The following is a 16,508-nucleotide window of genomic DNA, read 5'->3' on the forward strand; positions in this document are numbered from 1 at the left end:
ACGACGTCACACCGACTCGACGGAGGGATTCCTTCCGGGCCCACCGCCGGGCCCGCCACCCGGCCCTCCCGGCGACTCCTCCAGCCATTGCGGAACCTTCGTCGCCAGACCGTACGCACGGCGCAGCGACTTCTCCGTCTGCACCGACATCGCACCCACGGCCAGCTCCCACTGCCTGTTGAACTCCGCCGGCGTCCGCGCCTGCGAGGCCTTCATCCACAGCGTGCGCGCCGCCTCGATCTCCTTGAGCGTGGCCCGCGCCGCCACGTCCATGCCCGGCCGGCCCTCGTGCCCCTCCAGCACCTTCGCCTCGTCGCCCAGCGCCCCGTGGACCTTGCGCGCCCAGGCCTGGTAGTCGGGCAGCGCGTCCTCGACGTCCTCGTCCGGCGAGCGGCTCAGGAGGAATTCGAGCGCGTTCGCCGCCTTCAGGAACTCCACCTGCTGGGGCGCCAGTTCGTCCTCGCCATGGCGCAGGCTCCCGATCTGCTCCTCCTCCGTCGTCGCCATCACGCACAGCAGCTGCCGGTCCCCCTGGCGCCAGGTCTCGCGGGAGGGCGCGAAGTAGAACATCTCGACGGTGGCGGGCAGCGCCCAGGTGTCCATCGCGTAGGCGTCCTGCGCCTTCCAGCAGGTGTCCTCGGCTGCGCGGTCCGCCTCCTGCGAGCCGGGGGCGGCATCCGGGCCCAACCGCTCCGCGTGGGTGACCTCACCGTGGTGCGGCCGCCCACAGGCGACCTTGTAGATCAGGGGGTGATCGTCCATCATGTCCCCGCCCGGGACGTTGAAGCAGGCTCCCTTGCCCAGGTCCTCCATGTCCGTCAGATCGCCCTCGGCCTCGGTCGTCTCGGCGATCCGGTCGTACCGTTCGCCGAGCGCCGTCGCGACCGCTCCGGCGGTCACGGCCACTGCGACGGTCATCGCCACGGACACCGCCAGGCCCACGATGGCCAGCGCCTTGCCGCGCTGCCGCTTCTTCGCGATCTGTACGAGGGCCACGATCCCGAAGACGATGCCCAGCGGCGGGAGGCACAGCAGGCCGACGAGGAGCGAGGCGAGCGCGAAGCCGTTGAGCGCCGGCGCGGTCTGCCCGTAGCCCGGCGGCGGGCCCCACGCGGGCTGCGGGGAGGGCGGGGGCCAGGAGTGGCCCGGTCCGGCGGGAGGACTCGGCGGGGTGGTCACGGGGCGGGGGACTCCATCACAAGGGGCGCGAACGGATGCGCGAATAGTACGCAGTGGGGGCGACCGCCCTGCCGGTCGCCCCCGCCTGTTCATCGCGTGTACCGCGGCTCAGCCGTGCGCTGGTTCACCCGGACGCTCAGAACTGCAGCGCCCAGGAGTCGATCTTCCCGGTGTCGATGTTCGCGTTGTCGTTCACCCGGAGCTTCCACACCCCGTTGGCGACCTCGGAGGAGGCGTTCACCGTGAAGGTCTTGATGATGTTGTCCGCGCTGCCGCCGGCCCGGTTGTGCAGGGTGTAGACGGAGCCGTCGGGCGCGACCAGGTCGACCTTGAGGTCACCGATGTAGGTGTGCTTGATGTCGACCGCGACGCTCAGCGTCGCCGGGGCGTTGCCGGGGACTCCGCTGACGGTGACCGGCGATTCGACGGTCGAGTTGTCGTTGATCGCGTAGTCGGCGGTGTTCTCGAAGCGCTTCCCGGGCGGGGTGGTGCCGCCGGTGCCGACGTAGAGCAGCCGGTTCGGGGAGCCGGAGCCGGGGCTGGTCACCACGCTCGGGGTGGCCGCGTTCACCAGGCCGTCGCGGACCTGGGCCGGGGTGCTCGACGGGTTCTGCGACAGGTACAGGGCCGCCGCGCCCACGACGTGCGGCGTGGCCATCGAGGTGCCGGAGATGGTGTTGGTGGCGGTGTCGCCCGTACCCCACGAGGAGGTGATGGAGGAGCCCGGCGCGAAGATGTCCAGGATGGAGCCGTAGTTGGAGTAGCTGGCCTTCGCGTCGGTGTTGGTGGTGGCGCCGACCGTGATGGCCTCGGCGACGCGCGCCGGGGACTTGGTGGAGGCGTCCGTGGACTCGTTGCCGGCCGCGACGCCGTAGGTGATGCCGGAGGCTATGGAGTTGCGTACGGCGGTGTCGAGCGCGGAGTCGGCGCCGCCGCCGAGCGACATGTTGGCCACGGCCGGCTTGACCGCGTTCCGCGTCACCCAGTCGATGCCGGCGACGACCTGGGCGGTCGTACCGGAGCCGTTGTTGTCGAGCACGCGGACGCCGACGATCTTGGCCTTCTTGGCCACGCCGTACGAGCCGCCCGCGACGGTGCCGGCGACGTGCGTGCCGTGGCCGTGGCCGTCCTGGGCGGTGTTGTCGTTGTCGACTGCGTCGTAGCCGTCGGAGGCGCGGCCGCCGAAGTCCTGGTGGGTCTTTCGGACGCCGGTGTCGATGATGTAGGCGGTGACGCCCTCGCCGGCCTGGTCCGGGTAGGTGTAGCTCTGGTTCAGCGGGAGCGCGCGCTGGTCGATGCGGTCCAGGCCCCAGGACGGCGGGTTGGGCTGGGTGGCGTCGGCGGCGTCGATGGTGAAGACCCGGTTCTGCACGACCGACTTGACGGCCGGGTCGGCGGCGAGCTTTCTGGCCTGCGCCTCGGAAACCTCCACGGAGTAGCCGTTGAGGGCGGCGCTGTAGGTCCGGTCGATCTTCGCGCCGTACCGCTTGGCGACGGCCTTGCCGCTGTCGGCGGTGGAGCGGGCGGCGGAGTCGTTCAGGGTCACGATGTAGCTGCCGGGGACGGTTCCGGCGGCGCCGGCGTTCTCGATGACGCCCTGCGCGCCGCTGTCGGCCGCCGAGGCGGGTAGCGCGGCGGCTGCGCCGAGCGCGAGGGCCACGACGGCGGTCGCGCTGATGCCGGCGATTTTCCGGCGGGTGTGACGCATCACGGACATGTGAGGGGTCCTCCTCATAGGTGGTGCGCTGCGGGGGGTGGGGCGGAGCCTGACGGGCGTTCACGGGCATGACGAATCGATGGAATCTGCATGCCCATGACAAAGCAGATGGCCCAACGGGCTGTCGCCTCCGAAAGGTTGACCCACCGTCGCCGCCTGCCACAAGAGGACGGCCGACGCGTAACATCCGTGCCATACCCCGGCCATGATTGAGCAAAGGCGCTCCGCACATGACGCACGCACTCCCCGGTTATCTCTGCCCAGAGGACGCCACGCGCGCGGACGCGCGGACGGCACCCTGGTGCTGCCCGGTCTGCGGCGGCCCGTGGGACCTCGATTTCACGCCGGATCCGGCAGCGCCGCTGGATCCGGCCGCCGGGCCGAACTCGCTGTGGCGGTACGCGGCCGCGCTGCCCCTGCCGGGGGCGTTCTCCGTCACCCTGGCGGAGGGGCACACTCCGATGGTGCCGCTGGGGGAGCGGGTTCACGCCAAGCTCGACTTCCTGATGCCGACGCTGTCGTTCAAGGACCGGGGCGCCGTGATGCTCGCGGAGCTGGCCCGGCGGCTGGCTCCGGAGCGGGTGGTGGCGGACAGCAGCGGCAACGCGGGGACGTCGGTGGCGGCGTACTGCGCGCGGGCCGGGCTGGATTGTGAAGTTTTCGTGCCGGAGGGCACCTCGGAGAAGAAGACCGAGCAGATGCGGGCGCACGGGGCGGTCGTACGGGTGGTCCCGGGCGGGCGCGAGGCCGCGGCGGAGGCGGCTCGGGGGGCCGCCGACGGGCCGGGGGTGTTCTACGCGAGCCACGTCTTCAACCCGTACTTCCTGCACGGCACGAAGACGTACGTGTACGAGGTGTGGGAGGAGATGGGCGGCCGGCTGCCGGAGGCGCTCGTCGTCCCGGTGGGCAACGGGACGCTGCTGCTGGGGGCGGCGCTGGCGGTGGAGGAGCTGGCCCGGCGCGGGGTGCGGGCGCCGGCGCTGATCGCGGTGCAGGCGGAGGCGGTGTCCCCGCTGGCCTCCGCCTTCGCGGCGGGCGCGGAGGACGCGTCCCCGGTGCCGCAGCTGCCCACGCTGGCGGAGGGGATCGCGATCCCGGCGCCGCCGCGGGCGCGGCAGATCCTGGCTGCGGTCCGCAAGTCCGGCGGCACGTTCCTGACGGTGTCGGACGAACGGCTCCGCGAGGCGCAGCGGGACCTGGCCCGTCGGGGCCTCTTCGTCGAACCGACCGCCGCGGCCTGCTGGGCGGCGGTGGGCCCCTCGGCCCCCGACGACCCCCTGCGGGGCCGCACGGCTGTGCTCCCGCTGTGTGGTGCGGGCGCCAAAGCGGGCCTGGCCCGGTAACCGGCCCCTGGGGCTCCGCCCCAGCCCCCGCTCCTCAAACGCCGGAGGGGCTGGATTTGGCTCCCGCACCGGCGATTGAGGCGCCGCCGGAGGCAAATCCAGCCTCGCCGGCGTTCGAGGCGCGGGGGTCCGGGGGCTGGCCCCCGGCAACGGCGCCGCACCGGCACATCCAGCCCCGCCGGCGTTTGAGGCGCGGGGTCCGGGGCCGAGCGCCGGCGGGCGGTTCCGCACCCGCGGACCCGGCGGGCCCGACGTGCACGTCGGAAATCCGCGAGCCCCGGGGGCGGCCGTCTGGTGAACTGGGCGCATGGCCAACCACCTTGACCCCGCCGCCCCCGCCGCGAAGGCGCGCGCCTTCGCGGGACTGCACACCCCCGCCACCCCCCTCGCCCTCGCCAACGCCTGGGACGTCGCCAGTGCCCGCGTCGTCGAGGCCGCCGGGGCGGCCGCCGTCGCCACCACCAGCGCCGGCGTCGCCTGGTCGCTCGGGGCGCCCGACGGGGACGCGCTGGCCCGCGAGCGGGCGCTCGACCTCGTCGCCCGCGTGGCCGCCGCCGTCTCCGTGCCCGTGACCGCCGACATCGAGGGCGGCTTCGGCGCCGACCCCGCCGGGGTCGGGGAGACCGTCGCGGGGGTGCTCGCCGCGGGCGCGGTCGGCATCAACATCGAGGACGGCGACCGCACCCCCGCCGAGCACGCCGAGCGCGTGGCCGCCGCCCGCGCCGCCGCGACCGCCGCCGACGTCCCGCTGTACATCAACGCCCGCGTCGACACCTACCTCCGGGGCCTCGGCGACCCCGCCACCCGCCTCGACGAGACCCTCGCCCGCGCCGCCGCCTACCTCCGCGCCGGAGCCACCGGAATCTTCGTGCCCGGCGTCACGGACCCGGCCGTCATCACCGAGCTCGCCAAGGGCATCGACGCCCCGCTCAACATCCTCGTCGGCCCCGGCGCCCCCACCGTCGCCGAGCTCGGCACCCTCGGCGTCGCCCGCGTCAGCCTCGGCTCCTGGGTCGCCGAAGCCGCGTACGCCGTGGTCCGCGGCGCCACCGAGGAGCTGCTCTCCGGCGGAACGTACGGCTCCCTCGCCCACGCCCTCCCTTACGGGGAGCTGAACAGCCTGCTCAAGGGCTGAGAAACCGAGAAGCCTGCATCGGCCAACGACCGTAGGATCCGGCCATGCGCATATCGACTCCGGTGGACAGCAAGGCCGCGGCCACCCCGCACCGCAAGACCACCGGCGCGGTCTGGACCGCCCTCGCCCTCGTCTACGTGGTCTGGGGCTCGACCTACCTCGGCATCCGGATCGTCGTCGAGACGATGCCGCCCTTCCTGTCCGCCGGAGCCCGCTTCATCACCGCCGGCCTGCTGCTGGCCGGCGGTGTCGCCTGGCGGTTCGGCCCGGCCGCCCTCAAGGCCACCCGGGCGCAGGTCGGCTCGGCGGTCCTGGTCGGCCTGCTGCTGATCCTCGGCGGCAACGGCCTGGTCGTCCTCGCCGAGACCTCGGTGCCGTCGGGCCTGGCCGCGCTGCTGGTGGCGGCGGTGCCGATGTGGGTGGTGGTGCTCCGGGCGGGCACCGGGGACCGGCCTCCGCTGCGCACCCTCGGCGGGGTCCTGGTCGGCCTCGCCGGGCTCGCGGTGCTGACCAGCCCGGGGATCGGCGGTGCGGTGCGGCTGTCCGGGGTGCTGATGGTGCTGGGGGCCTCGGTGCTGTGGTCGCTGGGCTCGTTCTCGGCGTCGAGGGTGACCCTGCCGGAGAACCCCTTCACGGGCAGCGCGTACCAGATGCTCGCGGGCGGGGTCGCCGGCGTCGTGGTCGGCCTGCTGCGCGGCGAGCACCGCGGGCTGGACCTGTCGGCCTACTCCACCGCCTCCTGGGCGGCCCTGGCCTACCTGGTCCTGTGCGGTTCGCTCGTCGGCTTCACGGCGTACGTGTGGCTGTTGCGGGCCGCGCCGCTGTCGCTGGTGTCCACGTACGCGTACGTCAATCCGGTCGTCGCGGTCGCGCTGGGCTGGCTGATCCTCGACGAGGCCCTGACCTGGCCGATCGTCCTCGGCGGCGGGATCGTCGTGGCGGCGGTGGGCGTGATCGTCAGTACGGAGCGCAAGAAGTAGCGGGGCCGCGGAACCCAATGGCCCCGGCCGGCCGGGGGCTCAGCCCCGTGCCGCCCGCTCGTACAGCGCCTTCGCGCGCTCGTCGAACAGCGCGGCGGTGGAGTCGACGTCCGTGTCCCCGCCGCTCAGCACCCCGATCAGCCGCCCCGCCCGCTCGGCCCCGCCCCGGTCGGCGATCCAGGGGCTGCCGCTGGTGCCGGTCCAGAAGCCGGCGCAGCTGATGTAGAGCATGTCGGGGTCATCGTCGTCGTGGCGGGTCTGCGTCGTGCAGGAGACCGGCTTGTTCTGCGGGTTGTGCTCGGACTCCGGGTAGCCGACCACGGTCACGTCCCGCTCGTACCCGGAGGTCCAGTCCGGTTTCGGGGCCTCGGCCCGCCCGCCCACGACCTCCTGGACGCTGCGCCCGTCGGAATCGGGCGCGATGGTGAGGAAGGCGAAGTCGGCGGTGTCGTCGCCCCACTTCGTCCAGCGCTCGTCCACGTGGATCGAGCGGACCTTCCACACCCCGAGGGGCTGGCTGCCGGATCCCTCGCCGGAGAAGGCGGGGGCGAAGGCGAGCTCGCCGATGGCCAGGCCGTCGTGGGCGACCTCGCCCGGCCGCCCGTTCTCCCCTGCGGGGGCCACGCAGTGCGCGGCGGTGGCGACTACGTTGCCCTTGGGGCTGTCGACGACACTCGCCGTGCACCAGTGCTCCCCGCCCGCCATGAGCACGCCGACGGTGGGGAAGGGATGCACCGGCCGGTCGCCCGGCGCCTTGAGGAACGCGACGGCGCACACCGCCGCGATCCCCGCGGCGGCGGCCACCGACGCCCCCTTCGCCACCGTGCTCACCGCACGTCGGGATCGGGGGTGGGCGCGGACATCACCTTGCTGATCCACTCCAGAGCGCCCTCCCTCATGCCGCGTACGTAGGACTTTCCGTTGTGCTCACCATCCTGGATCACCTGCAGCTTGGTGTGCACGGGGCCCTTCCCGTACTCCTCCATGAACTTCTCGGCCTTCTCGCGGCCGGTCTCGGCGGTGCCGATCTGGAAGTTGATGTAGACGTCCGGACCACCCTCCTTGATCAGCTTCGCGGCGAGCTTCTCGGGGTTGTTCTCGTCCATGGCCTGCGTGTTCCCGTTCCAGAGCGGGGAGTCGGGGACGATGTCGACCCCGCTCGCGATGGCCGCCTTGAAACGGTCGGGGTACTTCAGGAGGTGCTTGAAGGCGCCGAATCCGCCCGCCGATGAGCCCATGAAGGCCCAGCCGTCGCGGGAGGTGAACGTCCGGAAATTGGCCTTCGCGAAATCCGGGATGTCATCGGCCATCCAGGTGCCCATCCTGGGCTGGCCGGGGATGTCCGAGGCGTCGAAGTGGTGCTTGGTGTCGGCGTTGTGCACCGGCATGATCAGGATGAAGGGCAGGCTGGTGCCGGCCTTCGCCCCGTCGCTGACGGCCTTCTGGAGGCCGAGGCCGGGTCCCGTACCCCAGTAGTTCGTGGGGTAGCCGCGGCCGCCGGGCAGGGAGATCAGGACCGGGAAGGCGCTCTTGGCGTACTTCGGGTCGTCGTACTCCTTGGGCACCCACACCCACACGTCGCCCGTGAATCCGGACTTCTTGCCGGTCAGGGTGGTCTTGGCGATCTGCGTGCCGTCCGGCAGCCGGCTGGTGCGGACGAACTCGGCCTTCGGGCCGGTGGGCATCAGCACGCCCGGCCGGACGTCGGAGGTCTTGGTGGCCTTGGAGGCGTTCTCCTGGACCTTCCCGAAGGAAACGGGATCCCCTATGTCCGAGAAGAGCCCGTATTTGTACGCTGCCGCGCCGCCGCCGGCCGCGAGGATGAGCGCGAGCCCACCGCCGATCAGCGTCATGCGCAGGCGCTTGGGGCGACGGCCGCCCTTGGTCGTGGGGCTGCCGTCGCCTTGCTGGTCATGCTGCACGGAATTGTCCCGTTCCTTATCCGGCGCTCGGTGCGGAGCGCGGGCCGGACCGATCGGTCCCCCTTACACCCTTTACAGAGGTATGAACGAGGGGATGGGTTGCCTGGGACGGGGGTGACGTGGCGAGTGCCACGTGCCGTGCGGGGCGTACGGAGATCAGCCGGCGGTGTCGGGCTTGGGGGCCTTGAGCACCTTGCTGATCCACTCCAGGGAGCCTTCCTTCATGCCCCGGACGTAGTGCCAGCCGTTGTGCTCGCCGTTCTGGATGTCGCGGATGGTCATCTTGATCGGGCCCTTGCCGAACTGCTGCTGGAACTTCGTCATCCGCTCCTTCCCGCTCTCCTTGGTGCCGATCTGGAAGTTGATGTAGACCTCGGGTCCCTTGGCGTCGATCAGCTTCTGGGCGAGCTTCTCGGGGTTGTTCGCGTCCATCTCCGCCTGGTGGCCCTTCCACAGTGGGGAGTCCGGGACGATCTCGCCACCGCTGGCTATCACGGCCTTGAACCGGTCGGGGTACTGCAGGACCGTCTTCATGCCGACGAAGGCGCCGGAGGAGGAGCCCATGAAGGCCCAGCCGTCGCGGGACTTGTACGTACGGAAGTTGGCCTTGGTGAAGTTCGGGATGTCCTCGGCGATCCAGGTGCCCATCTTGGGCTGGCCGGGTATGTCGGCGCCGTCGTAGTAGTACTTGTTGTCCGGGTTGAGTACCGGCATGACCACGATGAAGGGGAGGCTGGTGCCCGCCTGGACGCCCTCGCTGATGGCCTTCTGGAGGCCGAGGCTGCGGTCGGCCCAGTAGTTGGCCGGGAAGCCGTTGCCGCCGGGGAGCGCGATCAGGACCGGGAAGCCGCTCTTGGCGTACTTCGGGTCGTCGTACTCCTTGGGCGCCCACACCCATACGTCGCCCTCGAAGCCGGACTTCGCGCCCGCGAGGCGGGTCTTGGCGATGATCGTGCCGTCGTCGAGCTTGGCGGTCTGCTTGAACTCGGACTTCGGCCCCGTCGGCATGAGCACGTCCGGGTCACCGGAGGGCTTGGGGGCCTCGCTCGGGGTGGCCTTCTTGTCCGCGGCCGGGGGCGGGGTGGCCGCGCCGAAGCTCACCTTCTCGCCATTGCCGGAGAACCAGTCGAGCTTCCAGGCCGCGAACCCGCCGCCGCCGAGCAGGAGCGCGAGGGCGACGCCTGCGCTGATCCATATCGCGCGCCGGGACCGCCTGCGCTGCGGGGGCTGCGGGGGCTGCGGCGGCTGCCCGTACGGGCGTTCCCGGTAAGGCTGCTCGCCGTAGGGCTGTTCCCGGTACGGGGGATCCTGCGGGTACCGCTCCGTATGGTCCTGGTACGACGGCTGGTCAGGCCGCGGGCTCTGCGGGTACTGGTGCACGAACTTCGCTCCGAACGGTCACGACTGCCCCCGGGGGCAGAACGACTGGGCATCCCCTAGTCCTGATGTACGAATTACCCCGGACAGTTCCAAATCCCGGCAAAAACATGACGGGGGTCTCAGCGGAACAGCCGGCTAACGCTGGGCGTCGAGCACCTCCGCGCACCGCCCGAGCAGGTCGATGAGCAGCTCCCGCTCCTCCCCGCTGAGCGCTGCGGCCAGCGCCCGCTCCACGCGCACCGCGCCCGCGTCCGCCAGCTCCAGCGCCGCGCGCCCCTCGACCGTGAGCCGGGTCTCCAGCACGTTGCGGTGCCACTCGTGCGGGGTCCGCGCGATGAACCCGCGCTCCTGGAGGTTCTTCAGCACGGTGTTCATCGTCGGCGGCGTCACCCCGCACAGCCGGGCGAGCGCGGCGGCGGAGATGCCGGGCTTCTCGGACAGCCAGAGCAGGGCCGCGTACTGCGGAACCGTTACTGCGGCCGGCTTGCACGCGGCGTTCTTCGCCGCGAGAAGTGCCTGCTCAGCGCGCTTCAGATGAGAGCCGATGCGCTCCTCGGGGGCCATGGAGGTCATTCCCGCATCCTACGGCCCCTTGCAGGCATTAGAGCTCTAACTTACATTCGTCCACACCTACTCAGTAGAGGACACCTGATGAAGCTTCCGGTCACCGCTCTGACCACCGCTCTGACCACCGCCCTGGCCGGGTCCCTCATCCTGGGGGCCGCGCCGGCCCGGGCGACCGACGCCCGCATATCCACGGCCTTCTCCATACCCGGCACGAAGGTCTACCCCGAGGGCATCGCGACCGACCCCCGTACGCACACCGTCTACGTCGGCTCGTACGCGGACGGCACCGTCTACCGCGCCCGCCCCGGCCGGTCCGAGGCGGAGGTGTTCCTCCCCTCCGGCACCGATGGCCGCCACACGGCGAACGGCCTGCGCGTCGACTCCCGCGGCCGCCTGTGGGTGACGGACTCCACCGCCGGCGTCTCGGTCTACGACGTGGGGACCGGCGCCCGACTGGCCCGCTTCGGCGTGGCCGGGACGGGCCCGCGCTTCGTCAACGACCTGACCGTCACCCCAGACGGCACCGCCTACCTGACGGACAGCGTCCGCGGGGTGGTCTACCGCGCGGCCCCGGACCACCTGGCCGCCGGCGGCGGCACGCTGAGCGTGGCCTACGACCTGGCCCCGGTCCTGCGCCCGCGGCCCGAGGGCACGTACTCCCTCAACGGGATCACCTCGGACCGGGCGGGCCGCTACCTGCTCACCGTCGACATGACGGGCGGCGACCTCTACCGGGTGGACCTGCGCAGCGGCGCCGTCGTCCGCGTCGCCCTCTCCGGCGGCGACCTGAAGGCCGCCGACGGCCTCGACCTCTCCCCCGACGGGACCCTGCGCGTGGCGCACAACACGACCAACACGCTGACCCGCTGGCTGCTCACGGCGGACGGCACCCGCGCCCGCCTGCTCCACACCATCACGGACCCGTCGTTCCAGATCCCCACGACCCTCGCCCACACCGCGGGCCGCACCCTGGTGGTCCGCTCGCAGTTCGACAAGGGCGGCCCGATGGGCCCGGGCGGCGGCACCCCGACCACCTTCACGGTCGCCTCGGTCCGCGGGCTCTGACGTATCAGGGGCCGGACCCGCCGAGGTGGCGGTCCGGCCCCTCACCCGCGGGGGGCAGAAGCGGGAGTATCAGAAGCGGGAGTACAGGAGCCTGTTCGGCGAGCCGGGGCCGGGGAGGACGACGGCGCCCTGCGTCGCGCCGGCCACCACCGCGTCCCTGACCTGGAGCGCGCTCGCGTTCGGGTGGGTCGCCAGGTACAGCGCGGCCGCGCCGGCCACGTGCGGGGCGGCCATCGAGGTGCCGGAGATGGTGTTCGTGGCGGTGTCGCCGGAGTACCAGTCCGAGGTGATGCCGACGCCCGGGGCGAAGAGGTCGAGGCACGAGCCGTAGTTGGAGAAGGAGGCGCGGGCGTCCCAGCGGAGGGTCGCGCCGACGGTGATGGCCGACGGGGTGCGGCCGGGCGAGTAGTTGCAGGCGTTCGCGGAGGAGTTGCCCGCGGCGATCGCGTAGGTGATGCCCGAGGAGATCGACCGGGCGACCGCGCCGTCCAGGGCCGAGCTGGCCCCGCCGCCGAGGCTCATGTTGGCGACGGCGGGCCTGGCCGCGTTGGCCGACACCCAGTCGACCCCGGCGATCACCCCGGCGGTGGTGCCGGAGCCGCTGCAGTTCAGCACCCGTACGGCCACGAGGGAGGCGCCCTTCGCGACACCGTACGCAGCACCGCCCACCGTCCCGGCGACGTGCGTCCCGTGCCCGTTGCAGTCCTGGCCGGTGCCCCCGAAGGCGTCGAAGCCGACGCGCGCCCGGCTGCCGAAGTCGGTGTGCGTCGTGCGGATCCCGGTGTCGATCACGTACGCGGTCACGTTCGCGGCCGTCGAGTCGTACGTGTACGTCTGCGACAGCGGCAGCGCCCGCTGGTCGATCCGGTCGAGGCCCCACGTCGGATTCGACTGCGTGTCCGAGACCCGCACCTCCGCGTCCTGCTCCACGTACGCGACGCGCGGGTCGGCGGCCAGCTCGGCGGCCTGGTCCTGCGAGGTCCGGATCGAGAAGCCGCGCAGGGCACTGCGGTAGACGTGCCCGACCTCCCCGCCCGCCCCGGAGGCCATGGCCTGGGTCCCGGCCATGTCCGTGCCGTCCTTGAGCACGACGATCCAGCTGTCCGGGACGGCGGTCGCGGCCGGCGCCAGCCGCAGGTCCCCCGGCGGCGGGGCCCCGTGCGCGGCGGTGGTCGCGGCGAACTGGAGGCCGGCCACGAGGAGGGCGGCGGACAGCACTGCGCTGAGGCGGGTTCTCATCGGGTGCACCTGATCTTTCGTCGGCCCCTCGGGGCACGTACGGCTTACAGGTGCCGATGCTGAGCGATCCCACCCCACCGACCGGCCACCCCACGAGCCACGTCCGCCGACTGGAGTCACAAGACACCACGTCCGAGAACCCCACCCCCGCGGAAACCCAGGCCCTCACCCACGACCAGGCGGCACGGCACGACACCTCCTCTTGACGGCCGCAATCGCGAGGGTTGGCTCATGACCGCACTGCCCGACTGGATGCGCCCGCCTCGCGCGGAAGGCTGGTTCGCGCAGGACCTGGACCGCTTCCCCGAGGCACCACGCCACACCGAGTTGATCGATGGGGCCCTCGTCTTCACGATGTCCCCGCAGCGGTCGTGGCACGGCCGCCTCGTCACCGCGCTGACCACCACGCTCATGACGCAGGCGCCTACGGGCTTCGAGGCCGAGCGGGAGATGACGATCCGCCTCGATGCCCGCAACCGTCCAGAACCGGACCGCCTGCTGACGGACCTGCCCTACGACCCCGACCGCACCTGGTACGCACCGGACGACGTGAGACTCGTCATCGAGGTCGTCTCCCCCGAGTCCGCCCATCGCGACCGCACGGGAGGGCAGCCCCGCACGGCATCAGCAGTCAGTAGTGGTACCGGGCGGCAAGCATGACGATCTCCTTGTCCGTCACCAGGTAGACAAGGCGGTGCTCGTCATCGATCCGCCGCGACCACGCCCCGGGCAGGTGATACTTCAGCGGCTCCGGCTTGCCGATGCCCGTGAAGGGGTCACGCCTGACGTCCTCGATGAGCTTGTTGATCCGGGCGAGCATCTTGCGGTCGTTCTTGAGCCAGGACGTGTAGTCCTCCCAGCCCTGATCCTCGAAGACAAGCCTCACGCAGCACCCGCGTCGGCCGAGTCAGGATCGATCAGCTCGCGCTCCGACACGTTGATGTTCGCCAGGGCGTTCTCGTACGCCTTGAGCAGGCGACGGGCATTCGCCGGGGAGCGCAGCAGGTACGAGCCCTCACGCAACGCGGCATAGTCCTCGGCCGAGACAAGTACGGCATTGCCGTGCTTGGAGACGATCTCGATCGCCTCGTGGTTCTCGTTGACCTTCTTGATCAGCGGAAAGAGTTCCTTGCGGGCTTCGCTCGCAGTTATGGACATGACCTGACCTCTCTCCTCAAGTGGTACCTAATAACGTACCACTCTCGGAGCACATCACGCGGGTCATACGGCTGACGGGTAGCCAGATTTCCCAGCACCATCCCAGCACTGGTACACACCAAGGGGCCGACTCCGGAGGAGTCGACCCCTTCTGACTCATCCGCTCAGACGTTGAAGCGGAACGCGCAGTGCAGGGCTCCCACCTGCAAAAACGCGGTTCTGCGGGGTCCAAGTCAGCACAGAATCAGCATGGGATTGCGCCGGTGCCTTCTACGCAAGACCGCCGTCATCGCTCAGCGGTCGCATGGGAATCTCGATGAGGGCGGGTTCCACCAGTTCAGGGACCTCCACACCTGAGGCCTGCTCTGGGCTTTGCCGTCCAAGCCGCTTCCGGACCTCGCCGGATGAGCGGGTCCACGCGGCCGAACGGTCCGTCCGCTTCCACCCGAAACTCGTAGATCTTGGGCAGCTCCGAGGAGAACAGCTGATGGCCCATGTCGATGACAAAGGGGATTCGGCGCTTCGGAGGCAAGGTGGCGATGGGGCGACCGACAGCGCGATTGAGCGTCGCGGCCCGCTCGGACCCGAGGGTGGTCCGCAACGGAGGGTTCACTGAGGTGCGTACGTTGCGGGCCAAGGTCTGACCAATGTTCTCGATCACCAGCACGAGCAGCGACGACCCGGGGATACGAGGCCTAATGTCGACGATGACGTACGGCTCCGCCTACTCGCGTTGCGCCTTCTCTGTGAGGGCGTTGGCTTGGGCAACTGCTCTCGCCTGACGCCGGTTATAGACGAGAGCCGCCACGGAGATGACTACCGTGGCGACCTGGACCAATGAGTTACTCATGGCCGGACGCTAGGCGCGTGGCCGGTCATGGCGCGGCAAGTTGCCGAAAACCACCGGACCGGGTTCGTTGGCTCTCCGGCTTGAGCTGCGGCCCGCTACGGTGAAGCTATGACCGCACTGCCCGACTGGATGCGCCCGCCGCGTGCGGAAGGCTGGTTCGCGGAGGACCTCGACCGCCTCCCCGAGGCACCCCGCCACACCGAGCTGATCGACGGAGCCCTCGTCTTCATGATGTCGCCCCAGCGGTCCTGGCATGGCCGCCTCGTCACCGCCCTGACCACCACCCTCATGGCGCAGGCGCCGGACGGCTTCGAGGTCGAGCGTGAGATGACGATCCGCCTCGATGCCCGCAACCGGCCTGAGCCGGACCTCCTGCTGACGAACCTGGCCTATGACCCTGACCGCACCTGGTACACCCCGGAGGACGTGAAGCTCGTCGTGGAAGCGGTCTCACCCGAGTCCGCCCATCGCGATCGCACAGTAAAGCTCCGCAAGTACGCGGAGGCCGGCATCCCGCATTACTGGTGCATCGAGGACGAGGACGGGGCACCCGTGGTCCACGTCTACGAGCTCGACGAACCCACCGGCGCCTACGCTCCCGCCGGCATCTTCCGCGGCACCCTCCAGCGCCCGGTGCCCTTCGAGATCAGCGTGGACCTCGACAAGCTCACGCCACCCCGAAGCAGCTGAGAGTCAGCACCACGTCAGCACGGGAGTGCAGAAGGGGTCGGACTCGCTGGAGTCCGACCCCTTCTGACCTGCGTGTCTGACAAGACTGCCTAACATACAGCAAGGAGACGGTTACACGTGGAAGCGGAACGTCTGCAGCCCGATCCTGACCTGCGACGGAGCCCCGCCCAGGGCTCTGACCTGGGATTTCCTCGTTGGCATGCGTTGGCTCCCGACGGCCGTTTGCAGGTCTCCTGCGGACTGGCTGTGGACTGGTGGCCGCGCCCGCCCCGCTCCTCGGAGTTGCGCAGGAACGCGTCCCTGACCGGATCCCATGGTGCAACACGAGGGGGGGCGGCCGGATTCCGGGGTCAGGTGGACGTCGTCGGGAGCGGTCAGAGGAGCTTGATCGTGAAGATCCGCGTGTCCCTCCCGGTCCGTTCGGCGTGGACCGAGCCACGAGCCTTTTCGTACTCCCCGGTGCCGCCGGTGATCGCGTTGTCGAAGGGAGCCTTCAGGTCGAGGTAGCTGTAGTACATCCCCTGCACGGTGAGCTGGCCGTCCGGGAGGACGTAGGTCGCGACGCACTGCTCCGCTTCAGGGCTTTCCGCGTCGCCGGCCCAAGTGGTGGTGCAGTCGACGTTGGTCTCGCCGACCTTGTTGTTCGCCTCGTCGTAGAGGTGTGAGCGGACGACGACCCGATCGCCCTGCGAGACGATGCCTTCTTTGACGGGGAAGCGGGTCAGCATCTTCACCTCGGCCTGGAGTGTGATGATCCGGGCCTTGTCCTTGGCGTGGGCGGAACCGGTGTCCGTCGCGGTGGCGGACGCGACCGGGGCGCAGGTGAGGAGGGCGACCAGCGTGGCCGTGCCGAGACGGGCGGCTCTGATGGGGCGCATAGTGCGGCTCCAGAGGTTGATGTCCACGAACGAGCGAATGACGAACTGCCATCCGATTCCCTTCATAACCTCGGCTCCGCCCCCGCGCGGAGCGTCCCGGCACGACCCACCGGCATATCCAGCCGGTCGGACCAAGGTCAGGCGACGGAGCTCGGCACGAAGCCGAACGCCAGCTCCAGGCGGTGCCGGGCCATCAGCTCCTCGTCCGAGACGATCGCAGTCGCCGTTTGCCACAGCGAGGCTGCTCGCGAACCAGACGAGTGAGGTGCAGGCACGAAGGAGTCCCGGTGCCACCGCGCAACGTGGGCTCGGGAATGTCTCCCTCAGAGCCCTCTCCAGGGACTCGGCTGAAGCGCGCCAGGCTCAGCACCGTGAAGCGTCACGGTCTCCTCGCCCCGCTGGACC

The 16,508-nt window shown here is 70.8% G+C and carries 16 protein-coding genes and 1 pseudogene; 6 read left to right on the top strand and 11 right to left on the bottom strand.

The annotated features are described in order from the left end of the window. Window positions 1-6: 6 nt before the first annotated feature. Both ACGFYU_RS26570 and ACGFYU_RS26575 read right to left on the bottom strand, forming a co-directional pair. Window positions 7-1,179, bottom strand: coding sequence for a DUF4190 domain-containing protein (locus ACGFYU_RS26570; protein ID WP_393829823.1), 1,173 nt, complete (start codon window positions 1,177-1,179; stop codon window positions 7-9). A gap of 136 nt (window positions 1,180-1,315) precedes the next feature. Beyond that, the gene (locus ACGFYU_RS26575) at window positions 1,316-2,896 is read right to left on the bottom strand and encodes a S8 family peptidase (protein WP_393829824.1); all 1,581 of its coding nucleotides are present in this window, start codon (window positions 2,894-2,896) and stop codon (window positions 1,316-1,318) included. Between the two features lie 230 nt (window positions 2,897-3,126). Here ACGFYU_RS26575 and ACGFYU_RS26580 point away from each other — a divergent pair, with 230 nt between their 5' ends. The 3 genes from ACGFYU_RS26580 to ACGFYU_RS26590 all read left to right on the top strand — a co-directional run bounded on the left by ACGFYU_RS26580 (window position 3,127) and on the right by ACGFYU_RS26590 (window position 6,354). Beyond that, window positions 3,127-4,239: a threonine synthase gene (locus ACGFYU_RS26580; RefSeq protein ID WP_393829825.1), complete on the top strand. Its 1,113-nt coding sequence runs from the start codon at window positions 3,127-3,129 to the stop codon at window positions 4,237-4,239. Between the two features lie 307 nt (window positions 4,240-4,546). Continuing rightward, the gene (locus ACGFYU_RS26585) at window positions 4,547-5,374 is read left to right on the top strand and encodes an isocitrate lyase/phosphoenolpyruvate mutase family protein (RefSeq protein WP_393829826.1); all 828 of its coding nucleotides are present in this window, start codon (window positions 4,547-4,549) and stop codon (window positions 5,372-5,374) included. A 44-nt stretch (window positions 5,375-5,418) separates the two neighbouring features. Next, window positions 5,419-6,354 carry an EamA family transporter gene (locus tag ACGFYU_RS26590; protein WP_393829827.1) on the top strand — a complete coding sequence of 312 codons (936 nt, stop codon included), beginning with the start codon at window positions 5,419-5,421 and terminating at the stop codon, window positions 6,352-6,354. 39 nt (window positions 6,355-6,393) lie between these two features. Here ACGFYU_RS26590 and ACGFYU_RS26595 read toward each other — a convergent pair whose 3' ends face one another. The 4 genes from ACGFYU_RS26595 to ACGFYU_RS26610 form a co-directional block, all read right to left on the bottom strand. Then, on the bottom strand, window positions 6,394-7,158 hold the full coding sequence (locus ACGFYU_RS26595) for a trypsin-like serine peptidase (protein ID WP_393829828.1): 765 nt from the start codon (window positions 7,156-7,158) through the stop codon (window positions 6,394-6,396). A gap of 23 nt (window positions 7,159-7,181) precedes the next feature. Beyond that, the gene (locus tag ACGFYU_RS26600) at window positions 7,182-8,276 is read right to left on the bottom strand and encodes an alpha/beta hydrolase (protein ID WP_393829829.1); all 1,095 of its coding nucleotides are present in this window, start codon (window positions 8,274-8,276) and stop codon (window positions 7,182-7,184) included. A 156-nt stretch (window positions 8,277-8,432) separates the two neighbouring features. Then, window positions 8,433-9,473, bottom strand: a complete 1,041-nt coding sequence (locus tag ACGFYU_RS26605) for an alpha/beta hydrolase (protein ID WP_393829857.1) — start codon at window positions 9,471-9,473, stop codon at window positions 8,433-8,435. 318 nt (window positions 9,474-9,791) lie between these two features. Next, on the bottom strand, window positions 9,792-10,229 hold the full coding sequence (locus ACGFYU_RS26610) for a MarR family winged helix-turn-helix transcriptional regulator (protein ID WP_393829830.1): 438 nt from the start codon (window positions 10,227-10,229) through the stop codon (window positions 9,792-9,794). Between the two features lie 78 nt (window positions 10,230-10,307). Here ACGFYU_RS26610 and ACGFYU_RS26615 point away from each other — a divergent pair, with 78 nt between their 5' ends. Next, entirely contained in the window at window positions 10,308-11,288 is a 981-nt protein-coding gene (locus tag ACGFYU_RS26615) for an SMP-30/gluconolactonase/LRE family protein (protein WP_393829831.1), read from the top strand. A gap of 69 nt (window positions 11,289-11,357) precedes the next feature. On the opposite strand, the gene ACGFYU_RS26620 is transcribed toward ACGFYU_RS26615, so the two are convergent. Then, complete coding sequence (locus tag ACGFYU_RS26620) at window positions 11,358-12,527, bottom strand: S8 family peptidase (protein WP_393829832.1); 1,170 nt, start codon at window positions 12,525-12,527, stop codon at window positions 11,358-11,360. A gap of 231 nt (window positions 12,528-12,758) precedes the next feature. Here ACGFYU_RS26620 and ACGFYU_RS26625 point away from each other — a divergent pair. Beyond that, window positions 12,759-13,130: pseudogene (locus tag ACGFYU_RS26625) on the top strand (Uma2 family endonuclease); the annotation flags it as partial. A gap of 28 nt (window positions 13,131-13,158) precedes the next feature. Here ACGFYU_RS26625 and ACGFYU_RS26630 read toward each other — a convergent pair. Together ACGFYU_RS26630 and ACGFYU_RS26635 are read right to left on the bottom strand one after the other, a co-directional pair. Further along, on the bottom strand, window positions 13,159-13,413 hold the full coding sequence (locus ACGFYU_RS26630) for a Txe/YoeB family addiction module toxin (RefSeq protein ID WP_393829833.1): 255 nt from the start codon (window positions 13,411-13,413) through the stop codon (window positions 13,159-13,161). Continuing rightward, a complete protein-coding gene (locus ACGFYU_RS26635) occupies window positions 13,410-13,685 on the bottom strand; it encodes a type II toxin-antitoxin system Phd/YefM family antitoxin (RefSeq protein WP_226735034.1) in 276 nt (91 codons plus the stop codon). Before ACGFYU_RS26635 ends, ACGFYU_RS26630 begins: the two co-directional genes overlap by 4 nt. Before the next feature lie 958 nt (window positions 13,686-14,643). Here ACGFYU_RS26635 and ACGFYU_RS26640 point away from each other — a divergent pair. After that, window positions 14,644-15,225, top strand: a complete 582-nt coding sequence (locus ACGFYU_RS26640) for a Uma2 family endonuclease (protein ID WP_393829834.1) — start codon at window positions 14,644-14,646, stop codon at window positions 15,223-15,225. A 374-nt stretch (window positions 15,226-15,599) separates the two neighbouring features. Here ACGFYU_RS26640 and ACGFYU_RS26645 read toward each other — a convergent pair whose 3' ends face one another. Both ACGFYU_RS26645 and ACGFYU_RS26650 read right to left on the bottom strand, forming a co-directional pair. Beyond that, complete coding sequence (locus ACGFYU_RS26645; protein WP_393829835.1) at window positions 15,600-16,103, bottom strand: hypothetical protein; 504 nt, start codon at window positions 16,101-16,103, stop codon at window positions 15,600-15,602. 137 nt (window positions 16,104-16,240) lie between these two features. Beyond that, window positions 16,241-16,378 carry a hypothetical protein gene (locus ACGFYU_RS26650; protein ID WP_393829836.1) on the bottom strand — a complete coding sequence of 46 codons (138 nt, stop codon included), beginning with the start codon at window positions 16,376-16,378 and terminating at the stop codon, window positions 16,241-16,243. Window positions 16,379-16,508 lie beyond the last annotated feature (130 nt).

The sequence above is a fragment of the Streptomyces sp. NPDC048337 genome, assembly GCF_043201175.1.
In the GTDB taxonomy this organism is placed as follows: domain Bacteria; phylum Actinomycetota; class Actinomycetes; order Streptomycetales; family Streptomycetaceae; genus Streptomyces.